This window comes from Sorangium sp. So ce302, assembly GCF_051530145.1.
Taxonomy (GTDB): domain Bacteria; phylum Myxococcota_A; class Polyangia; order Polyangiales; family Polyangiaceae; genus Sorangium; species Sorangium cellulosum_B.
On the sequence record NZ_CP150326.1, the window covers coordinates 8,329,865 to 8,348,895 of the forward strand.

14 protein-coding genes are annotated in these 19,031 nt (G+C 70.5%); 5 read left to right on the plus strand and 9 right to left on the minus strand.

What is annotated here, in order from left to right; translation table 11 throughout:
- Positions 1-95 precede the first annotated feature (95 nt).
- From WME73_RS31485 to WME73_RS31500, 4 genes are all read left to right on the plus strand, one after another.
- Positions 96-2,162 (plus strand): toxin-antitoxin system YwqK family antitoxin, encoded by a 2,067-nt coding sequence (locus tag WME73_RS31485; RefSeq protein ID WP_437911928.1) that lies wholly within the window; start codon positions 96-98, stop codon positions 2,160-2,162.
- Positions 2,163-2,408: 246 nt separating this feature from the next.
- Positions 2,409-3,818 carry an MBL fold metallo-hydrolase gene (locus WME73_RS31490; RefSeq protein WP_437911929.1) on the plus strand — a complete coding sequence of 470 codons (1,410 nt, stop codon included), beginning with the start codon at positions 2,409-2,411 and terminating at the stop codon, positions 3,816-3,818.
- Positions 3,815-4,339 carry a YeeE/YedE thiosulfate transporter family protein gene (locus WME73_RS31495; protein ID WP_437911930.1) on the plus strand — a complete coding sequence of 175 codons (525 nt, stop codon included), beginning with the start codon at positions 3,815-3,817 and terminating at the stop codon, positions 4,337-4,339. Before WME73_RS31490 ends, WME73_RS31495 begins: the two co-directional genes overlap by 4 nt.
- Positions 4,336-4,878: a DUF6691 family protein gene (locus tag WME73_RS31500; RefSeq protein ID WP_437911931.1), complete on the plus strand. Its 543-nt coding sequence runs from the start codon at positions 4,336-4,338 to the stop codon at positions 4,876-4,878. The genes WME73_RS31495 and WME73_RS31500 overlap by 4 nt, the downstream gene beginning before the upstream one ends.
- A 22-nt stretch (positions 4,879-4,900) precedes the next feature.
- On the opposite strand, the gene WME73_RS31505 is transcribed toward WME73_RS31500, so the two are convergent.
- From WME73_RS31505 to WME73_RS31515, 3 genes are all read right to left on the minus strand, one after another.
- Positions 4,901-5,845 carry a hypothetical protein gene (locus tag WME73_RS31505; protein ID WP_437740072.1) on the minus strand — a complete coding sequence of 315 codons (945 nt, stop codon included), beginning with the start codon at positions 5,843-5,845 and terminating at the stop codon, positions 4,901-4,903.
- A gap of 344 nt (positions 5,846-6,189) precedes the next feature.
- Positions 6,190-6,993 carry a class I SAM-dependent methyltransferase gene (locus WME73_RS31510; RefSeq protein WP_437911932.1) on the minus strand — a complete coding sequence of 268 codons (804 nt, stop codon included), beginning with the start codon at positions 6,991-6,993 and terminating at the stop codon, positions 6,190-6,192.
- 299 nt (positions 6,994-7,292) lie between these two features.
- Positions 7,293-9,053 (minus strand): hypothetical protein, encoded by a 1,761-nt coding sequence (locus WME73_RS31515; protein ID WP_437911933.1) that lies wholly within the window; start codon positions 9,051-9,053, stop codon positions 7,293-7,295.
- Between the two features lie 15 nt (positions 9,054-9,068).
- On the opposite strand from WME73_RS31515, the gene WME73_RS31520 reads away from it, so the two are divergent.
- Complete coding sequence (locus WME73_RS31520) at positions 9,069-9,260, plus strand: hypothetical protein (RefSeq protein WP_437911934.1); 192 nt, start codon at positions 9,069-9,071, stop codon at positions 9,258-9,260.
- Between the two features lie 143 nt (positions 9,261-9,403).
- On the opposite strand, the gene WME73_RS31525 is transcribed toward WME73_RS31520, so the two are convergent.
- The 6 genes from WME73_RS31525 to WME73_RS31550 are packed head-to-tail and all read right to left on the minus strand — an operon-like array spanning position 9,404 to position 18,996.
- Positions 9,404-9,778: a PAAR-like domain-containing protein gene (locus WME73_RS31525; RefSeq protein ID WP_437903017.1), complete on the minus strand. Its 375-nt coding sequence runs from the start codon at positions 9,776-9,778 to the stop codon at positions 9,404-9,406.
- Positions 9,775-10,815 carry a beta-ketoacyl synthase N-terminal-like domain-containing protein gene (locus WME73_RS31530; RefSeq protein ID WP_437911935.1) on the minus strand — a complete coding sequence of 347 codons (1,041 nt, stop codon included), beginning with the start codon at positions 10,813-10,815 and terminating at the stop codon, positions 9,775-9,777. Before WME73_RS31530 ends, WME73_RS31525 begins: the two co-directional genes overlap by 4 nt.
- Entirely contained in the window at positions 10,812-11,840 is a 1,029-nt protein-coding gene (locus tag WME73_RS31535) for a DUF2169 family type VI secretion system accessory protein (RefSeq protein WP_437911936.1), read from the minus strand. Before WME73_RS31535 ends, WME73_RS31530 begins: the two co-directional genes overlap by 4 nt.
- Positions 11,841-11,847: 7 nt before the next feature.
- The gene (locus WME73_RS31540) at positions 11,848-14,535 is read right to left on the minus strand and encodes a type VI secretion system Vgr family protein (RefSeq protein ID WP_437911937.1); all 2,688 of its coding nucleotides are present in this window, start codon (positions 14,533-14,535) and stop codon (positions 11,848-11,850) included.
- A 3-nt stretch (positions 14,536-14,538) separates the two neighbouring features.
- Positions 14,539-16,779 (minus strand): type VI secretion system Vgr family protein, encoded by a 2,241-nt coding sequence (locus WME73_RS31545; RefSeq protein ID WP_437911938.1) that lies wholly within the window; start codon positions 16,777-16,779, stop codon positions 14,539-14,541.
- Positions 16,780-16,791: 12 nt separating this feature from the next.
- Positions 16,792-18,996, minus strand: coding sequence for a type VI secretion system Vgr family protein (locus WME73_RS31550; protein WP_437911939.1), 2,205 nt, complete (start codon positions 18,994-18,996; stop codon positions 16,792-16,794).
- Positions 18,997-19,031: the final 35 nt, after the last annotated feature.

Here is a 19,031-nt window from a genome sequence, read left to right on the forward strand (position 1 = left end):
GCAGGCGCCGCTCGCCCCGAACCCGCGCTTCGTGGATCTTTGCAATCAGCGTGAAGGGCCGCCTTCTCGGCGCGAAAGCCGATAGACTGCGATGCGTGGACTCCACGGCACACCACGGCGCGGAGCGGCCTCCGTCGATTCCTCCTTCAGCCAGGTACAACCCCGAGCACGGCACGTTCGAGCTCGTGGAGACCGACGCCGACGGCCGTCGCTCGGGCGAGTGCCACGTCTACCGCGCGAGCGACGGCTCGTTGCTCTCGCGGTGCTGCTACGCGGGCGGGGTGAAGGACGGGCCGTTCACCTTGTTCCACCCGAACGGTCAACCCGCGCAGCGCGGGCGCTACCGGGGCGGCGAGCTCGACGGCGAGGTGGTGGTGTACGGCAGCGACGCCCCGACGGAGCTCAGGCTACGACCGTGCTGTGTGCCGCCCGGCGCCTGGGAGCTGCGAACGCGCTATCGACAAGGGAGCATCCTGCGCCAGGTCTTTCACGACCGCGACGGGCACCCGATCTCCGCGGACGGCTCCCGCTGGCCCGACCGACCCGCCGGCGTCGCCGGAGAGGCCGACTACGACCACGGCTCGCAACGATGGCTGGTCCGCGAGGAGGACGACGCCTCGGCCTCGCTCATCGACCGTTACTTCACGCGCGAGGGCAAGCCCTCTCAGGAGATCGAGATTCGCGCTGGCGCGCGTCATCGCGAGCTCCGGTACGACGCGCTGGGCCGCCCTTCCGAGGAGCGGCACCTCGATCCCCAGGGACGCTTCCACGGCCCGTCCGTCCGCTGGTTTCCCGATCCGGACACGAGCCCTTACCTCGACCGGCGCGTGCGCGAGGAGCGCGGCCAGTACACGCACGGTCACCCGGTCGGAGCGTTCACGGGGCTCGACGCGGACGGGGGGCCGGTGGTTCGACGCGAGCTCGGCGCGGCCCTCGACGAGGCGAGCCTCGGCGCGTCGCCCGCGCTCGCCGAAGACCTCGCGGCATGGGACGCCGAGCGCGTCTGGGCCCTCGCGCGAGAGCTCTTGCAGGACGGCCGCGCGCGCGAGGCCTGCTGCGCCGCGGCCCGCGCGGCGGCCCGCGGGGGCGAGCGAGAGAGGCTCGCCGAGTTCCTGCGCGGCGCGACGCTGCAGCCGAAACCCGAGGTCGTGGAGCAACGCGGGCGAGCGCTGCTCGACGCGTCCGACACGACCGCGCTCGGCGTCCTGGACGAGCTCTTGCTCGGCGCCGAACCGAGCGCAGCTTACCGCACGCTCGCCGCCGTCTTCCGGGGCTCGCGTCGCGTTGCGCTCTCGCTCGTCGAGGCGGCGCTGCTGCTCGTGCCCGAGCGCCGCTCGACCTGCATCACGCGCGCGCTCCTGCGGCTGGAGCTCGGCGACACGCGCGGGGTGCTCGAGGACGCCGACCGCGTCGAGGCCGAGGCCCCCGGCGTGGCCGAGCACCTCAGGACCTTCGTGCGGCTGCTGTACCCGGAGTTTGCTTTCTGGCCGGCGCGCCAGGCCATCGATCCGGTGCCCGGCGACGCATCGGCCACGGTCGAGCTCGATCAGCCGATCGAGCAGGTTCGGCAGAAGATCCAGCTCTACGCCACCCGCTTGCTGCGCCTGCGCGAGGCCGTGCAGCGCAGCCTGCCGGGCACGGAGCCCTGTCCGTGGCTCCCGCCCGACCTGTCGCACCTCTTGCCGGACGGGCCGGTGGAGCTCGCGCGGACGGAGGCGACCTTGACCGAGGAGACCGAGAATGGCGTCGAGACAGTCGAGCTCACCGTGGACGAGGCGCTCGACCCAGGAGCCCTGCCGGTCTCTCTCCTGATGCGGAGGGCCCGAGCCGAGTGGGCCGCCCTCTGCTGGCTTTGCTGGTCAGCCGGCCTCGACCAGGTCGCGCTGCCGGAGCGCATCGCGCACCGGCCCGACTTCACGGCGGCGGTCAACATGTCGCTCACCCGCTGGTTCCGCGCGCGCGACCAGCTGCAGAGCGGCGGGCTCGTCAGCCGGGCGCGCGGCGTGCCGGGCTTCCTCTGGGAAGGGCACGACATCGGCGAGCTCGACCCCACGCTCGCGGGCATCGCGGCCGACGAGTACTTCGAGATGCGATGCCTGTTCGTCTGGCTCATGTTCCGGGAGAACGTCTCCCCGTTCCAGAGCGATATCCGCGCGGCGTGAGCGCCGCGTCAGGGCGGCTCTGGCTTCTTCCGGCGATGGGAAGCAGCCGTCGCGGACGAGGCGGGCAGGACGCCGGCGCTGTCGCTCGCGCCTCGTGACGCACCATCTCGCCACAGCGGACAGGTCGAGGCGTGGCGGTCCTGCGCGCGACGGGTGATCCCTTGAGCTCGCGCGTCGCGCCGATCGCTCGCAGCGGTCGGTCTGGCGCCTCGCTTGCATCCACTCCCGTGCATGCATCTACACCGGATGAAGACTCCAGGTCTCGCTCACATCGCCTACCTGCTCGGCAACAAGGGCGAGGCGATCGTGGTGGACCCGCGGAGGGACATCGACGAGGTCCTCGCGGCGGCCCGAGAGTGGGACCTCGTGATCAAGTTCATCCTCGAGACGCACCGCCACGAGGACTTCGTCATTGGCTCTGGCGCCCTCGCGAAGGCGACGGGCGCGAAGATCGTGAGCGGAGATCATCGGCTCTTCGGACAGAGCGACATCCGGATGCGGGACGGCGAGGAGCTCGATCTGATCGGGCTGCGCATCCGCGCGCTCCATACGCCGGGACACACGCCGGAGAGCACTTGCTATGCCGTGTTCCTCCCGGACGCGCCCGGGCGCGCCTTTGGCGTCTTCACCGGCGATACGCTGTTCATCGGGGAGACGGGCCGGACCGACCTGCCCGACCGCGAGAAGACCAGCGACAACGCGCGCCTCCTCTTCGCCTCGGTGCACGAGAAGCTCCTCCCGCTCGGGGATCAGGCGCTCGTCTGGCCCGCCCACGGCTCCGGCTCGGTCTGCGGGGGCAACATCGCGGAGCGCGATGATTCCACGCTCGGCCTCGAGCGCGCCTACAATCCCGTCTTCGTCAGGTCGGCCGACGACTTCGCCCGCGCCAAGGTCGCGGAGCGCATCCCGCGCCCACCCTATTTCAGCTTGATGGAGAGGCTGAACCTCGAAGGGGGCAAGCCGCTCTCCGCGAAGCCCGGCGAAGTACCCTCCCTGCCGCCCCAAAAGTTCGCGTCGGAATCCAGGCAGGGGCTGGTGCTCGACGCGCGCGATCCCGAGGCGTTCGCGTCGGGCCACCTGCCCGGCTCGCTGAACCTCTGGTTCGCTGGGCTCCCGGTGTTCGGCGGGTGGGTCGCGGACGAGACGACCCGGGTGTACCTGGTCGTCTCGCGCGCCGCGGACGTGGAGGCGGCGGTCCTGCACCTCGCGCGCGTCGGCGTCGATCACGTGTCCGGCGTGCTCGCCGGAGGGTTCGACGCATGGCGGGACGCGGGCATGCCCATCGAGAAGACGGGCACGATGACCCCGCGCGAGCTCCACGACGCGGGCAACGCCGTCGCCGTGCTCGACGTCCGCGATGATCAGGAGTTCGAGGCGGAGGGGCACATCGAAGGCGCGCGGCACATGTACGTGGGATATCTCGACGAGCACTTCGAGAAGGTCCAGCCCGCGCTGCCGCGTCATGGCCGCATCGCGCTCGTCTGCAGCGTCGGGCATCGCGCTGGGCTCGCGACGAGCATCCTCCGTCGCCGCGGCTTCACCGAGGTCGCCAACGTCCTCGGCGGGATGACGGCGTGGGAGAAAGTCGGTTTGCCGAAGAAGCAGGGCCCCGAGCGCACGATCACCACCATGGATATCGAAGGAGCACGACGATGAGCTCGCCGGGAGGCACGCGCTGGGCACCGGAGATCGCCGGGCTCGCGATCGGAGCGCTGGAGTCGTTCGCGATGGGGACCGCGAAGCGGCCTCTCGGCGTGACGTCCGCGTTCGAGACGGGGGCGAGCGCGCTGGCGCGCCGGCTCGCGCCGCAGGCCAGCCGGGTGAACGAGTTCGTGGCCAAGCGGGAGACGACGCCGAAGATCGACTGGGAGGTGCTGCTCGCCCCGGGCATCGTCCTTGGCGCGTTCCTGGCCTCGCGCGCCTCGGGCACGCGAGGATCCACGCTGCCGGACGCATGGCGGGCGCGGCTCGGGGAGAGCCGCGGAAAGCGCTACGCCGCCGCGTTTTGCGGTGGCGCCCTGATGATGTTCGGCGCGCGGCTCGGCAAAGGATGCACCAGCGGGCACGGCATCAGCGGCACGATGCAGCTCGCCGCGGCGAGCCTCGCGTTCGACGTCGCGATGAGCGTGAGCGCCGTCTTGGCGGCGAAGCTCCTGTTTCGAGGAGGCGCGCGATGAAGCGGGATCCGCTCGGACGACTCGTGCTCGGCCTCGCGACCGGGACCGCGTTCGGCGCCCTCCTCCAGCGAGGAGGGGCCTCGGATGCCGACCTCATCATCCAGCAGCTCCTGCTGCGCGACAGCAGCATTGCGCGGATCATGTCGACCGCGGCGGCCGCCGGCTCGATCGGCACGCACGGCCTGCGCGCGGCCGGCGCGACCGAGCTCGACGTGAAGCCGTTCCAGGTACGTTCGGTGATCCTGGGCGGTGTGGCCTTCGGCGCTGGGATGGCGATCCTCGGTTATTGCCCCGGCACGACCCTCGCCGCCGTCGGCGAAGGCCGGCACGACGCGATGTTCGGGCTGCTCGGGATGGTCGCTGGAGCGCTCGCCTTCATCCGCGTGTACCCGCACATCAAGGAGGTGGTCGAAGAGACGGACCTCGGCAAGGTCACCCTCCCTTCGGCGACGAAGACGTCCCCTTGGCCCTGGGTGGCTGGCCTCGCCGGGCTCGCGGGCGCGGCGGCGCTCGTCAGCCGCGCGCGGGCGGCGCGGTGAATTTGAACGCAACGAGGACGCGTCAGTCGAGGGTCATCACCGCGGTCTCGCCCCCGATGTCCAGGCGCGAAAGAAAAGATTCCAAGGCCTCCATGGACAGGGGGAGCCCCCTCACCGCCAAGGCGGATTCACGAACGCTGGTGAGCGCTGGGAGCCAGTCGAAGCTCGTGAGATCACCCGAGCTCTGGAGTCTGAGCTCACCCACCTCCGCGAGGGCGTCGAACCCGTCGAGGCCCGGCCCTTCCAGCAGATGCATCTGAAAATTCGCGCCGACGCGGCGCAGGTTGCGCAGCGCGGTGAAGTCGTCCGTGTGGTTGCGGAAGAGGGTCAGCGAGCCGTCGATGTGGACGAGGGAGGAGAGGGGCTCCAAGGCGCCCGGCGTCGTATCGCTCAGGTGGATCGAGCCCCGGAAGCGGGTGCATCCAGCCACGCTCGTGTAGGGCACGATCACCAGATCGTCTGGCTGGCCACACACGACCGCCTCGGCATCGGGGTCCGGCGGCTCCTTGGGAACGGCGTTCGTGAGGGACACCAGCGCGCCGCTGCGCACGTGCGACGTCGCGAAGGACTCCAATGCTTCAGCGGTCAGCTGCGCGTTGCGCCGAGCGATCATGGAGGCGCCGATCTCCGCGAGAGCAGGAAGCCACGAGAAGTCGGCAAAGCCGCTCTGGTAGAGCCACAGCCCGGAGACGTACTGGATCGACTCCAGGCCGCGCAAGGCCTCCGGCGCCGCCACGACCAGCAACCGACCTTCGATCCGCGTCAGGTTGGACAGAGGCCCGAGATCCTCAGGAGGCGAATAGAGCAGCAAGGACCCCGCTATCTCCCTGAGATCCGTGAGCGCGTCGATCGCCTCCGGCCCGTCCAGGCTCAGCAGATGAAGCGTGCCGAGAAAGCGCGTACAGCCACGCAAGCGCTCCAGCTCGGGCGCGGGTCCGGTCGCCTCTTCAAGGAGGTTCGCGCCCACCGCGATCACCTCCCCCACCGTCCCGCAGTCACGCCCCTCGGGAGATCCCGCTTGCCCGCCCCCGGACGGCTCGGCGGCCCCGGAGCCGCCGCTGCCAGCTGTCGCGTCGCCTCCGCCGCCCGCGCCGGCGCTCGAGGCTCCCGTGGAAGCGCCGCCTGTCGCTCCGCTCGGGCGGTCGGGGGTGGTGCCACAGGCCGCAGCACCGAGGAGCAGCAATCCCGCCGTACCGCTCAGCCGGCGCCGCAGCATGCGCCTTTCCACCTCTTCCCCTCGCATGGTCGCTCGATTCTAGCAGAGCTCTCGCGCGCGAGGCGCGCTGGACTGAAGCGGCGCCGGCGGGCGGGCTAGTTGCCTGCCGTGTGGGCGATCGCGAAGATGAGGTTGCGCTCGAGCCGGATCCCCTGCGGCGTGCGGAACGCCTCGACCTCCTTCGCGAGCCGCTCGCGCACCTCGCGCTTCTCCTCGGGGCTCAGGTGCGAGAGGTGGTTGCCGAACGAGCTCGACCCGCTGTGCGTCAAGATCTCGTCGACGTCGGCGGCGTGGTCGACGAAGGTGAGGATCTCCGCCGTGTCGACGATGAAGCCGGCGCGCTCGAGCAACGCCCGGACCTCGTCGACCGTCAGCTTGTGCGGGCGATTGTCCTGGGCGTCTCTCCCGAGCTCGGCCAGCACCTTGCGCTGGATCGGCTCGATCTGGTGCGGCTTCTCCCGCGATCCCGTGCTGAATCCGAGCTTGCCGCCGGGCTTCAACACGCGCGCCGCCTCGGCGATGGCGCGCTCCTTCTGGGCTTCGTTCAGCCAGTGAAGGACGCTGTTCAGGTACACGACGTCAAAGCTCTTCGAAGCGAAGGCGGAGAGGTCCTCGGCGCGGCCGACCGCGGTCGCGAGGTTCGCGCGGGCCTTCTGCCGGGCGATGTCGATGCGGAGCGGCAGGGGATCGATGGCCGTCACGCTGCCCTCGGGGCCGACGATCTCTGCCACGTGAGCGGCGAGCCGGCCGGTGCCCGCGCCGACGTCGAGCACACGCTGGCCGCGCCGCACGCCCAGCGTTTCGATGAGGAGCTTGCCGTGGTTGAACTGCCGGTCGCTGCCGTGCTCGTAGGCCTGGGCGAGCTCGGGGGTGTCGAGAGAAAGGCGGATGGTCGTCATGCAGGCCGCCCGAGCAGGGCCCGTGCCGGCGCCCGGCGCCGCGCTGGCAGGGCCCGCGCGCCGGAGCGCCGCGCCGCTGGCGAGGACCCGGGCGCGGCAGATCGCGCTCGCCGCTGCCCGCGGGCCAGCAGCGATGCTGCTCTGGTGCTGCGCCGCGAGCAGCGTGGCCGCGCGGCGAAAGGCGGCGGGCAGGGACGGCGGCGGGAGCGACGCGCCGACGCGGCGCCCGATGGCGCATCGGTCGGACGTCGTCTGGACGCGAGGACGCAGCTTCGCCGTGCATCGGGCTGACCTCGTACCTATCTTCTATGCTGCTGCCCCCAGGCCCCCGGAGCTTCGTTCGCAGCCCGGAGGATCGCCTGCCACGCCCCCAAGCACCGCTCCTGCTCCGCCACGAAATCGTGCGGATCGAAGCGTGACCATCTCCCTGTCTGCACCGCCAGCTCCCTCGACAGCCGCCGCCGATCCTCGATCGGGAGCGCAAGCCTCGACAGCTCTTGGAGCGATACCGATGGCGCGTATTTCTGCCCGCGCCGCAACCGATGTTTCGGGTCAAAGCTCGCCCGGTGCTCCGACCAGTACGCCCGCCAGCGCGCAGGATCCGTCGACGGCACACCGAGCGTCTCCGTCGACCCGACCGGCGCGCGATCGCGCGGATCGCCCACCAGCTCTCCGAGCGGCCGACGTCCACGAAATGGCTCCGGATTCCGATCCATCACCACCACGTCCTGCAGCGCCGCCGCGTCGACCTCCATGTCCTCGACGAGGCCCGCGCCGAGCAGCCGATCGAGCGCGGCGCCGGCGGCAAGCGCGACCTCCTTCGCTGCGCACTCCAGCAGATCCAGCAGGCTCGGGATCGCCTCCACGAGCCCAGCCCACCCGACCGCCTCGACTGCCGAGGGCGTTGGAGAGCGCCGCATTCGCTCGAGCAGCCACCAGGCGTCCTCCTCGCCGGCGACCAGCGCCAGCCGCACCAGCGCCCGGTCCCCGAGCGCTCCTTGGGCCGCCCTGCGCGCGGCCTCGGCCGCTCGCCCGTGCGCCGCGATCAACATGGCATCGAGCCCCGTCGCCTGGACGTCGAGGCTCTCGTGCGCAAGCGCCCGCTCCAGCGCCCGGTCGAAGCGCGGATGCCTCACCGCAGCGAGCGCAGACAACCCGTACGCGAAGATGCGGGCGTCCTCCTCATCGCTCAGCGCTTCGAGCTCCGTGGGCGTGAGCCAGCCGCGGTATGCCAGCAGCTCCACCGCGATCGCCCGGCACCCGCGCTCGAACGACGCGCTCAAGGCCCGCAGGCTGCTCGGCAAGCACGGGCTCCGCGCGAGCTTCATGGCGGATACGAACGCCTCAGCGACGACCGGATCACCTGCGCCGAACCGGAAGAGCACCCGCTCGGCACAGGCGAGCGTGTCACGCCCCTCGATGCACCCTCCGATCATCGCGGAGGCAAAGACGCGCATCGGATCGGCGGTCGGCGCATCCATCGCCAACGGCTCGATATGCGCGATCGCCGTCGGACCGAGCGCGGCCAGCGCGTCGATGGCGGCAACCATGCGTTGCTCCAGCGCTCGGCATGAACGCCAGTCGTCCCCGGGGAGCGGCGCCCGCTGGACTCCGAGCATCCCGATCTCCTCGAAGCACACCCGCGACCAGCGGCGAACGAAGTCCCCCTCCGACACCGCGGCCGACGGCGCGAACGCGAACCCGGGAGGAGCCGCTTCTCCAGCCGAGACCGGCTTGACCGGCCTCGGTGCTGGCCTGGCAGGACGAACGAGCGCCATCCTCCGCTCCGTCGCCAGGCGGCGCATCGCCTCGGCCATGGCCGCGAGCTCATCGAAGGTCCTCGGCTCCGCCGACGCGGGCTCGGGCTCTTCCGGACCGGGCTCAGGCACCTTCGGCGCGCGAAACGACGGTACGAGCGAAGCCCGCCCGACGAAGTGCAGCGGCGGAAGATCGACGCCCGCGCGAAGCACGGGAGCGCTCGGTCCGGCGAGCGACGCGGTGGAGAGCCGCTCCTCGGCGGCGACGAGCGCTGCGCAGGCGTCCCGGAGCGAAGCGAGCATCCGAGGCAGGCCCGCTTGCGCCAGGAGAACAGCCGCCGCCCATACATGCCCGTGCGCGCGCCCCATGGCCGTTCCACGATCAGCACGGCCATCAAACGCATCGTACAGCGCGCCAAGGCCGCTCTCGAGCTTGCGCGCAGCAGGCGCGAGGTGGGCGCTCGGCTCACGCTGTCCTTCGATGAAGCGCGCGACCGCGTGAATCAGTGAATGCGCGCGCTCCCAATGCATGACCCAGGGCGCATCGGCGTCGCAGGCGGCGAGGTCGTCGGACATACGCGGCCGCCTTACCTGAACCCTTCCCCGCGCACGTTCCCTGCGAGAGCGGCGCGTCCGCTGCGGATCGACATGGTTCAAAGCCCTCCCTTGTTCAAGAATCCTGGGCTGCCGGTGGTGCCCACCATCCCGAGCTCCACGAACACGATCGGCGCCCCCATCACGATGAACGATGGACCGCCCGTGTTGAGGCTGACCACCTCCTTCATCGTCCCTGGCTCGTTGCCGTGACACGCCTTGAAGCTCGATCCCACCGTCAGGATCTTCGCGCCGCCCATCTTCGTTCGTACCGGCGCGTTCTTGATGCCCTCGGCCGAGCTCGCGAACACCGGATAGGGCACCGGGATCGGGCTCGGTGCGGCCGGCGTCGTGCACACGCTGACCGCCAGCGGGACCATCTGGTGCCCTGACCTGGCCGTGATGCAATCCATCATGCAAGCTGTGATGCTCATGCCCACCCCTCTCCCTCCGATGTTCGCGCTGCGCTCGCGAGCGCCACCGCGGCCCGCGCCCCGCCGTCGTTCCCGGCAGCCACGATCGCCACAGGCGACGGCGCAACCCCGTGCTCCCACGCCGTCGCCGCGATCGCGACGAGCAGCGGCATCGCCGCGGCACCCAGATAACCGATCCGCTGCGCTGGAGACTCGATGACATACGGGCGGCCGAGCACATCCTGCAGCCTGACGAACGCCGCCTGCCACTCGCGGAGCCGCCACATCTCGCCCGTGAGATCGGTCAACATCCACCCCGCCGCCTGCCCAGCCCGCGCCAGCGGCTCGGCCGCCTGCCGCGTCGCGCTGGTCAGCCCGAACGCCTCGTAGGCGGGCGCGTCGTCGTGGGGCCCAGCGCGCTCCTGCCCGGTCCCCACGCCGACCACGCGCGCGACGGTGCGGAGCCTCCGCCGGTCCGCGTCCGCGTCGCGCATCAGCGCGAAGAACGCCGCCGCCTCCCCCGGAATGCGCGCGTCCAGGTTGTCGGGAGAAAAGAGCCGCCCGCTCTCCTCGAGCGCTGCAATCGCACGCGGGTCGTAATCGCTGTGGACGCCGCCCAGGATCACCGCGTCGACCTGCATCGAGGAGAGCGCGTTCAGCGCCTCGGGGAGGAGCGGCCCCAGCGCCGCCTCGCCGCCTGCGACGATCTCCACCGTCGCCGGCGTCGAACGCTTCACCGCCGCCGCGAGGAGCTTCGTCGCCGTGGGCGCGTCCGGATATCCTTCATCCAGGGCGAGCTGGACCATGATCTTGCCGTCGCCGATCCGCGAGACGGCCTCCTCGAACGCGGGCGCCGCGAGCCGGACGAGCCGCTCCGGTCCCACGATGCGTGGATCGATCGTCGGTACGAATCCCATCGTGATCGCCTCGCCCGCCGAGCTCGCGAGCGGCGCCTCGGCGACGGCCGGGAAGCCCGCGCGCAGCAAGAACCCCGTCTGTCGGGCGTTCAACCCGATCGGCGTGCGTGCCCCGACCTCGACGACCCCGACTGCGCTCACCCGGCCTCCGTCTCGGTCACGACGATCTCGACGTCTTTCATGCGCCGCGGCGCCTGGAACGACGCACGCCACACGAGCTCGACAACCACGCCCGGAGGAGCGAGCGCGTCGATCAGGACCGTATCGAGCTCAGGTAAAAGCATCTCGGGCGCGCGACCCCTGGTCTTCATGGCGACCGCCACGGCGGTCCTGGGCAGCCGAAATACCATCGTTCCCTGACCCGGCGTAAGGTTGAGCAGGACCACCTCTTCTCCACCACGCACCGCCGGCGTCGCGACGAGCCCCGGTGAGGCGCACGAATTGGCGCGATCGTCGTGGTCCAGGGGCAAGAGAGGCGCGCGCTGCCTCTGCCAGGCAGCATCATAGGTCCCCAGATAACGCCGCCGTGGCTGCCAGTGACGGCCGATCGCGCCGAGCCCTGCAGGCGCCGGGCGCGTGCTCACCGAGCGGATGAGATCCGCCGGGTCCTCGATGAAGGGCGCGGGCTTGTGCGTGAGCGCCTCCGGGTCGCGCGCGATCCCCATCCCTACCGGATTCCTGGGCTCCTCCACAGGGTGCGACGGATCGCTCCGATCGAGCCCGCCCCACGCGTGGTCGTACCGCACCTCGATACCCGTCGTAGGGCGCGGCTTCGAAAGCCCGGCGCCGTTCGCCTCCCAGACACGTAATCCGAAGATCCGGACGACCTTCTCCAGGCTGCCGAGCCGCACGCCGGCGTCGAAGAAGGGAACGGCCCGTCCGCCGGGCGCGTGCGCCGCCGCCACCACGATGACGTCCGTGCCCGGCTTGGCGACGCACAGATCCGCAGGATACTTGATGCTGCTCTTCTCCGGATCACCCCACGGCACGTCGGCGCTGCGGATCCGGCGCTGTACCGCTCTGTCCGAGATCTCGAGCTCGCTCTGCCCCTCGGCCGAGACGAACGTCGCCTTCACCATGACGACGAGGCGCTCGCCTTCCTTGCCGACGAGCAGGAACGGCGCGGCGACGAAATCGGTCCTGTTGTCCACACGCGGCGGATCCATGGCTGCCTCACAGCAACGATACGTTGCGCTTCAACCTGACGTTCGGCGCCGTGATCGTGACGAGGCCAGCCTTGATTGTCACCCCTCCGCCGTCGATGACCACCTCGCTCGGGCCGCATTTGAACACGACGGCCCCCGCGGCGTCCACCTTGTGAAAAGCCCCGATGAACATGCCCTTGCCGCCCGCCATCACGGCGTGGGAGCCGCCGATCCTGTCGACCACGGCGCCGCCCACCATCGTCGTCCGACTACCGCCGACCGTCTCCGCCTCCGCCGCGCCGCTCACGACGACAAGACCGGCCGCCTGCTCCGTCTTGTCGGCCAGGCACGTCTCGGCCCGCGTACCGGCGACGAGCTCGATCCGCGCAGCGCCGATCCGCTGCGACCGCGCGCCCCCGACCGTCGTGTGAATGCCGGCTGCCGCGATCGTGGCCTTCATGCCCCCGACGGTCTCGTCGTGCGTCGAAGCGCACACGTTCACGGAGTGCCCCGGTCCGGCAGCGCTGTCCGATGCCGAGCTGCTCGCCGATGCGCCCTCTTCCGTCGCTCCGGGGGTGCCCGAGGGGCCAGCGCCGCCGTCCGCGCCAGCGCCCGACGCATTGCCAGGACGCGCCGAACCGGCGTCCATCGCCCCTCCGAACAGCGCGTCGAACCAGCCGGATCCGTCGCCCGAAGCCGCTGGCCCGCCAGCGGCTGCCCCGAGGGACGCGCCGAACGCAGCCGGCGAGGGCAGGCTCGCCACCGCGTCGAGCGCCTTCGTCGTGGCGCCCATGTCCCCGACGTTCATGGCGTCCATGGCAGCTCCCAGCTCCCCGAGCTGGCTCTCCAGCGCGTGCACTGGAACCATCATCTGGTTGACCTTCGCCACGGCGGTCCGGTCGAGCGCCGCGAGCGCGCGGCGCGCCTCCGCCTTCGCCGCCTCGGTCGGCGCGCTCGCGGCGAGAGACAGGAGCGCGCTCACCGGATTGCCGGTCATCTCCTTCTGCGTGCCGCCCACCGTCGTCGCGCTCGCCCCCTTGGCGGTGAGCCCATAGACGGCGTTCACCTGCACCGATCGATTGCCGGCCACGCTCGTCGTCTGCGCACCGTCGACGGTGGCCAGGTAGCCGTTGGCCACCTGGATCTTCTGATCTGCGCCGACGGTGAGCCGCGCGTCGACCTTGACGCTCTTCGACTCGTTGACGCCGGTGGAGCGCGTCTTGTTGTTCGCCGTCGCAAGCGTCGTGTTCCTCTGGGACCTGATGCTGATCTCCTCGTGTCCAGCCTTGTCCTCCAGGCGGATCTCGTTTGCGCCCGAACCGCCCGGCGACGAGCTCGTCCGCAGCGCGCTGCGCGACTTCGCGTCGGGCAGCGCGTAGGGCGGCCTGAATCGGCCGTTGAAGACGCGCCCCGTCACGACGGGTCTGTCGGGGTTTCCTTCGAGAAACCCGACGATGACCTCCCACCCCACCCGTGGCAGGAGGATCGCCCCGCTCGCCTGCGGCTGCGCCACGCGGATCCAGCACGACGCCGTATCATCGCTCTCGCCGTGGCAATCCCAGTGAAACTTGACCTTGCACCGGCCGTGCGCGTCCGTGTGGATGTCCTCGACAGGCGCGCCTTTCGGCGCGACGACCACGGCCGTCTGCGGGCCCTCGATGATCGGCGCCGGCGTCCGCTGCGGGCTGCGGTAACGGACGGTCCTCGGAACGCTCGTGGCGCGGACGAGGTACATCCCGTCGCGCAGCTCGTGCACAGCCGAGGTGATGAAATGGTCACCGTCGAGCGCATCGGGAGCGTCGACGAGCGTGAACCACCGGCCCGCGGTGAGCCGCGCGCAGCCGGAATCCAGCGTGAGGCATGCGCGCTCGGCCCGCAGCGCTTCCAGCCGAACGCGGGCGAGCCGCTCCCCCTCGCGTCGCTCGGTGTACCGCCCCGGAACATCGTACACCTCGAGATCCGCGTCCGTATCCGCCGCCGCCGTCACCGTCTGGTCGATTTCCGGCGCCTCGAAGTCGTAGTCACGCAGGACCACCTTGCCCGTCGCCGTGCGGCATCGCCGCACGAGGACGCAGATCGCGTCCTCGACGCCGTCGAGCCCAGCGCCGAAGCGGTAGGGGACCTCCTTGTTCCCGTCGATCGGGTCGCTCGCTGTGCTGTCGTCCTCGAAGACGACGATCTCGCCAGCGTCGCCGGCTTCAGCGTGAAAGGTGATGCCCTCCTCCTCGAGGAGCCGCGAGACGAACGCCAGCGAGCTCTCGTTGTACTGCACGCAGTACGTGCGCTTCGGATAGCTGCTCACGAGGCGCCATGACTGGCGCTGTTCGTCGATGCCAGCGCCTCGCAGCACCGCAGAGACGATCTCCTTCACGTCCTGGTCCTGGAAGATGCGGCAGTCCACCTCGCGCTCGAGCAGCCCCATCCACGAGGTAAGGTGGATCCGGTACGAGGTGCCCCGAACGCCGTCGTTCGCGGGCGTCGCGGCGATCTCGACATCGGTCACCACCCCGTGCATCTCGTGCTCTGGGCCGCCCCGGCCGAAGGCGAGGTACGCGGGGCTGCCGAGCAGCTCGTCCGGATCGACGTAGATCGCGGAGCGAAGCTCGACCTCCGCCGTGGTGACGAGGCCGAGCCGGCGCTCGACCCGGAACCCGATGACGTCCCGCGATTCGATCGCCTCGGCCCGGAAGAGCGTGAGCAGCGTCCGCGGTGCCATGGCTCAGTTCTCCTTGATGACGCCCAGCTCGTCGCAGTCGCCGTCGAACGTGATCGCAACACCGGCGAGCGACACCGACGCTGGGGTCAGGGTGATCGTGGACGCCCCCATGACGACGCTGAGCGAGGTCTGGGCCTCGAACACGACGTTCGCCGCCTTGACGATCTGCGCGCCCCCCGCGACTTCGAGGAAATCCGCCTCGCTCACGTCCTGACGATCCCCGGCGACGACGTTCAGGATCGCACCGGCGGCCTTCTGGCTCAAGCTGGTCCCGATCTCGACGGCGCGGCCGCCGCCGGCGAGGATCACCTTGGCCGCTCCCGCGACCTCGGTCCGGCTCCCTTTCACCGTCACGGTCCGGTCCGAGGCGGTCATCTCGATCAGCGCCGCGCCGACCGTGTCCTCCATCGTGGCCATGGTCGCCTCGTCGACCGAGCCAGCCGCGAGATCGACCTGCGCCCCGCCGATGGCCAGCGTCGAGCTCCCCGTGACGGTGCGCTTGTGATCCCCGCCCGCCTTGACATCGCGGCTGCCACCGACGGTGAGCGAATGGCTGCCGACGTCATCCACCATGAACGTCGAGGCGCGCACCTTCTGATCACCGCCGATCGCGAGCTCCTGGTTCGCTCCGACAGCGGCGGACATGCTGTCGGTCACCGCCAGCGAATGGTTGGCACCGATGGAACGCGACTCGCTGTTCCCGATGCTATCCATCACGTTGTTCCCCGCGCGGACCGAGCCGTCCCGGGATGCGTTCATGAACATCTCCTCGGCGCCCGCCCGGTCGTCCATGCGGATCTCGTTCGCCGACCCGCCGCCCGGGGTGGTGGCGGTCTGCAGGGCCATCCGGGTCTTGTGCGCCGGCAGCGGATACGGGGGCGGAGACGTGGCGTTGTACAACCGCCCTCCCACCAGCGGCAGATCAGGGTCGCCGTCGACGAAATCGAGGCACACCTCCCAGCCCACGCGCGGCGTCAGCATGCCGCCACCGAGCGGGAGCTGGCTCGTCCGGATCCACGCGCTCGATGAATCGTCGGGCTTGCCACGCCGATCCCACGGCAGCAAGACCTTCACACGACCGTGCTGATCGGGGTGGATCTCCCTGCCCGGCGGTCCCGTCGTGACGGCTGACTGCGCGCCAGCGACCCGCGCCGCACGCGGGGCTCGCGGGGGACGATAGGCGCTCTTCGACGTGGGGATTGCGCGGAACGCGATGCGCCCCCCGCGCCGGCTCGCGCCTCCGTGTGCGTGAATATTCGGGCGCGCCTCGAGGGCGATATCGACCTCCACGAGCAGGTACTCCTGATTGAGTGGCTCGTAGGGATGGTCCGTCAGCGAGAACCTGCGCCCGGGGCGCACCCGAAGGGTGTTCGTCGTGCCGCTCGCGAGGACGCGCCGGGCGCGGAGCGACTCCAGGAGCACCCTGGCACGATGGTCGCCCACAGCGGGCTCGGTGAACCGGCCCGGGTGCACGTATACTTCCAGCGCTCTCTCCTGGTCGTCGTCCCCTTGGGCCGTGGCGTCCAGCTTGACCCTGGGTCGCTCGAAATCATGGTCTCGCAGGTGCACGCGCCCCGGCGCGATCGTCCTGTCGCAGGAGATGGTGGTGATCGCATCGCGCGTCGTATCGAGCCCGTCTGCCGGACGGAACACCAGCTGATTCCCCCCATCGATGTCCTCGGGTCCGGCGTCGACGAAGGTGACCGTGTCGGCCCCGGTGCTCGAATCGACCAGGAAGGAAATCCCGTCTTCCGCGAGCAGCCGCCTCACGAAGTCGAGATCCGTCTCACGGTACTGCGCCGTCGTCCGTCGCTCCGGGTAGCTCTGCGTGAGCTGCCAGCGCTGCGCCGACGCGGGGATGCCCGCGCCCGCGAGGACCTCCTTCACGATGTCGGGAGCCGACATCTGCTGGAAAATGCGGCAGTCGGCGCGCTGGGTGAGCCGGAAGAGCCTGGGACGCGCGACGAGCCGCGTCCCGGTCTCCTCCGTGCCCCGCACCGTGGCGCGCTCTGCCTCGACGACATAGCCGGCCAGCTTGCGCTCCTCCCGGCCCTCGCGGCGCGACAGCGTGAGCAGGAGCGGCTTCCCCAGCAAGGTCGCCGGGTCCGGCCCCCCGGCGCGGTCGGTGATCTCGCACCGGAGCGAGCCGAGGTCATCGAGCGCCTCGTGCGCCTCGAGCCAGAGGAGGGGGAACGGGGCGCCGTCTATCGTGAGCTCCTGCTCGATGTCGATGATGTCTGCCACGCTGTCCGTCCCTCACCCGATCTTGAGGCTCGCCGCCTGCCGGACGATGAGCGCCGCGTTGATGGCGATCTTCGCGCCCTGGAGCGTCATCGGGCCCCCGTCGAGCTTGATCGCGCTCCCACCGCCCTGAAACCGCCCCACCCCACCCGCGAGGACGATCTGCGGCGCCTCGACGACGTAATCGCCGCCCGCGTCGCGCAGGTGGAGCCCTCCAATCAGCTGCTTCACGGAGCCGGCCTGCGTGGAGAGCGCGCCCACGCTGTGGATCTCTCCCGCGGACGACGTCTGATCCTTGCTCGTCGCGATGCTCTCGACGCTCGTGCCGGCGACGAGCTGCGCGATGAGCGCCCCTGCCGTCTCATCGTAGGTCGAGAGCATGTCGTCATCGATCGAGGCGAGCGAAACGCTGGTCTGGACCGAGCCGACGTCGCGGGTGAAGGCGCCGGTGATCTGCTGGCGGACGCCGCACGAGATGGTGATGTGGTCCCCGCCCACGGCGTAGTCGCGCGCCCCGCCGACCTTCTCGACGAGATCGGCGCTCGCGTGGACCTGGTCATCGCCGCTCACGGAGATCGTCTGCGCGCCGGCCACCTTGATCTGGACCGCATTGCCGACGTCGATCGACTGGTTCGCGCCCACCGTGATGGACTCGTTCGCGCCGATGGAAACTGCGTAGTTGCTCCCGACGCTGTGCTCCTCGTCGCCCCCCACGGTCTCGTCCTTGTCGTGGCCGGTGGCGATGGCGAGGTCCTTCTTGGCGGAGATGGAGAGCCCCTGGCTCCCGGCCGTGTCGCTCATCGTGATCTCGTTGTGCCCGGCGCCCCCCGGCGTGGACATGCTCTTCAGCGCGCTCCTGGCGGCCGCGCCGGGCAGGGCGTAGGGCGGCGTGTCCTCCGCGTTGAACGTGCGCCCGAGCACGAGGGGGCGATCCGGGTCGCCGTCGAGAAAGCCGACCGAGACCTCCCAGCCGACGCGGGGCAGGATCATCGAGCCGCCGAGGCCGAGTTGCGATACGCGCAGCCAGGCGCTCGACGTATCGTCCTGCTTGCCCGACCGATCCCACAGGAAGCGCACCTTGACACGGCCGTACGTGTCGACGTGGACGGCCTGGGGCTCGCTCGACGGCCCGGTGACGATCGCTGTCTGGGCGCCGCCGACGCGTGGCTTCTTCGTGCGGCGAGCCGGGGCGAACGGCGTGTCCTTCGGTATGGCGGCGAACTCGTTCTCGCACGCCTCTGCGCCCGGCCGGCCTCGCGATCGGAGCTCGGTGACAACGAACTCTCCTTCCAGGAACGGCTCCGCCGCCCCCTCGATCGTCATGGGTGTACCGCACAGCAGCCCCGCCGCGTGTGTCTTGCCGCGGCAGACGTCCATGTCGCCCCGGAGAGAGCTCAGCCGCCGCGCCGCCTTCCGTGCGCCTTCGGTGCCCGTGGTGAACCCGCCGGGGTACTCGAAGTGGTGAATGGCTCGGTTGCCGGGCGCCGCTGCCGAGGCAGCGGGGAAGACGTCAGGCTTCTCGAAATCGTAGTCGCGCAGCGCGACGCCCGTGGTCCTCAGGGCCTTTCTCCGGCGCAGATCGAGCACCGGCCGGGCGTGCGCGCGCGTGCCCGGCCGGACGGAGAGCAGCACCTCGGGCACCCCGTCCTGCGGCGCGAAGGCCGCCGGGTCGTCACCCAGGACGAGCCTGTGCCCATCTGGACCGTGGAGGAAGAAGTAGAATACCCCCTCCTCTTCGAGGAGCCGGTGAACGAAGTCCAGCTCTGTCTCGCGGTACTGGCACAGGAACTCGCGAGGCGCATAGCTCTGCCGGAGCCGCCATTCGACGCCGCTGTCGACGCCGGCGTCGGCCAGGACGGTCTTGACGACATCCACCGGGCTCCTGTCCTGGAAGATGCGCGAGCCCTCGCGGTGCTCGAGCGCGGCGAGGGCGGGCCGGAGCCGGAGGTGAAAGCGGTACTCGCCAGCCTGGACCTGGAGGAAACCGACCTGGTCCGGCAGGCCGTCGTAATACCGGACGCCCCCGTGACCATCATCGACCTCGAGCAGCATCCGGCGCTGGAGGCACCCATCGACACGGAACGATGGGTCGCTGGTCGAGATCTCGACGCGGACGGCGTACGGCAGCGAGATCGCCTCATGCGCTTCGTAGGAAAGGACCCGGAGGTCGCGGGGCAGACCGCCGCCCGTGAGAATGATGTGGCCGAGCGTCCCCTCCATCAAACGCGCCCTCCAGCTTCCGGAACCCTCATGTG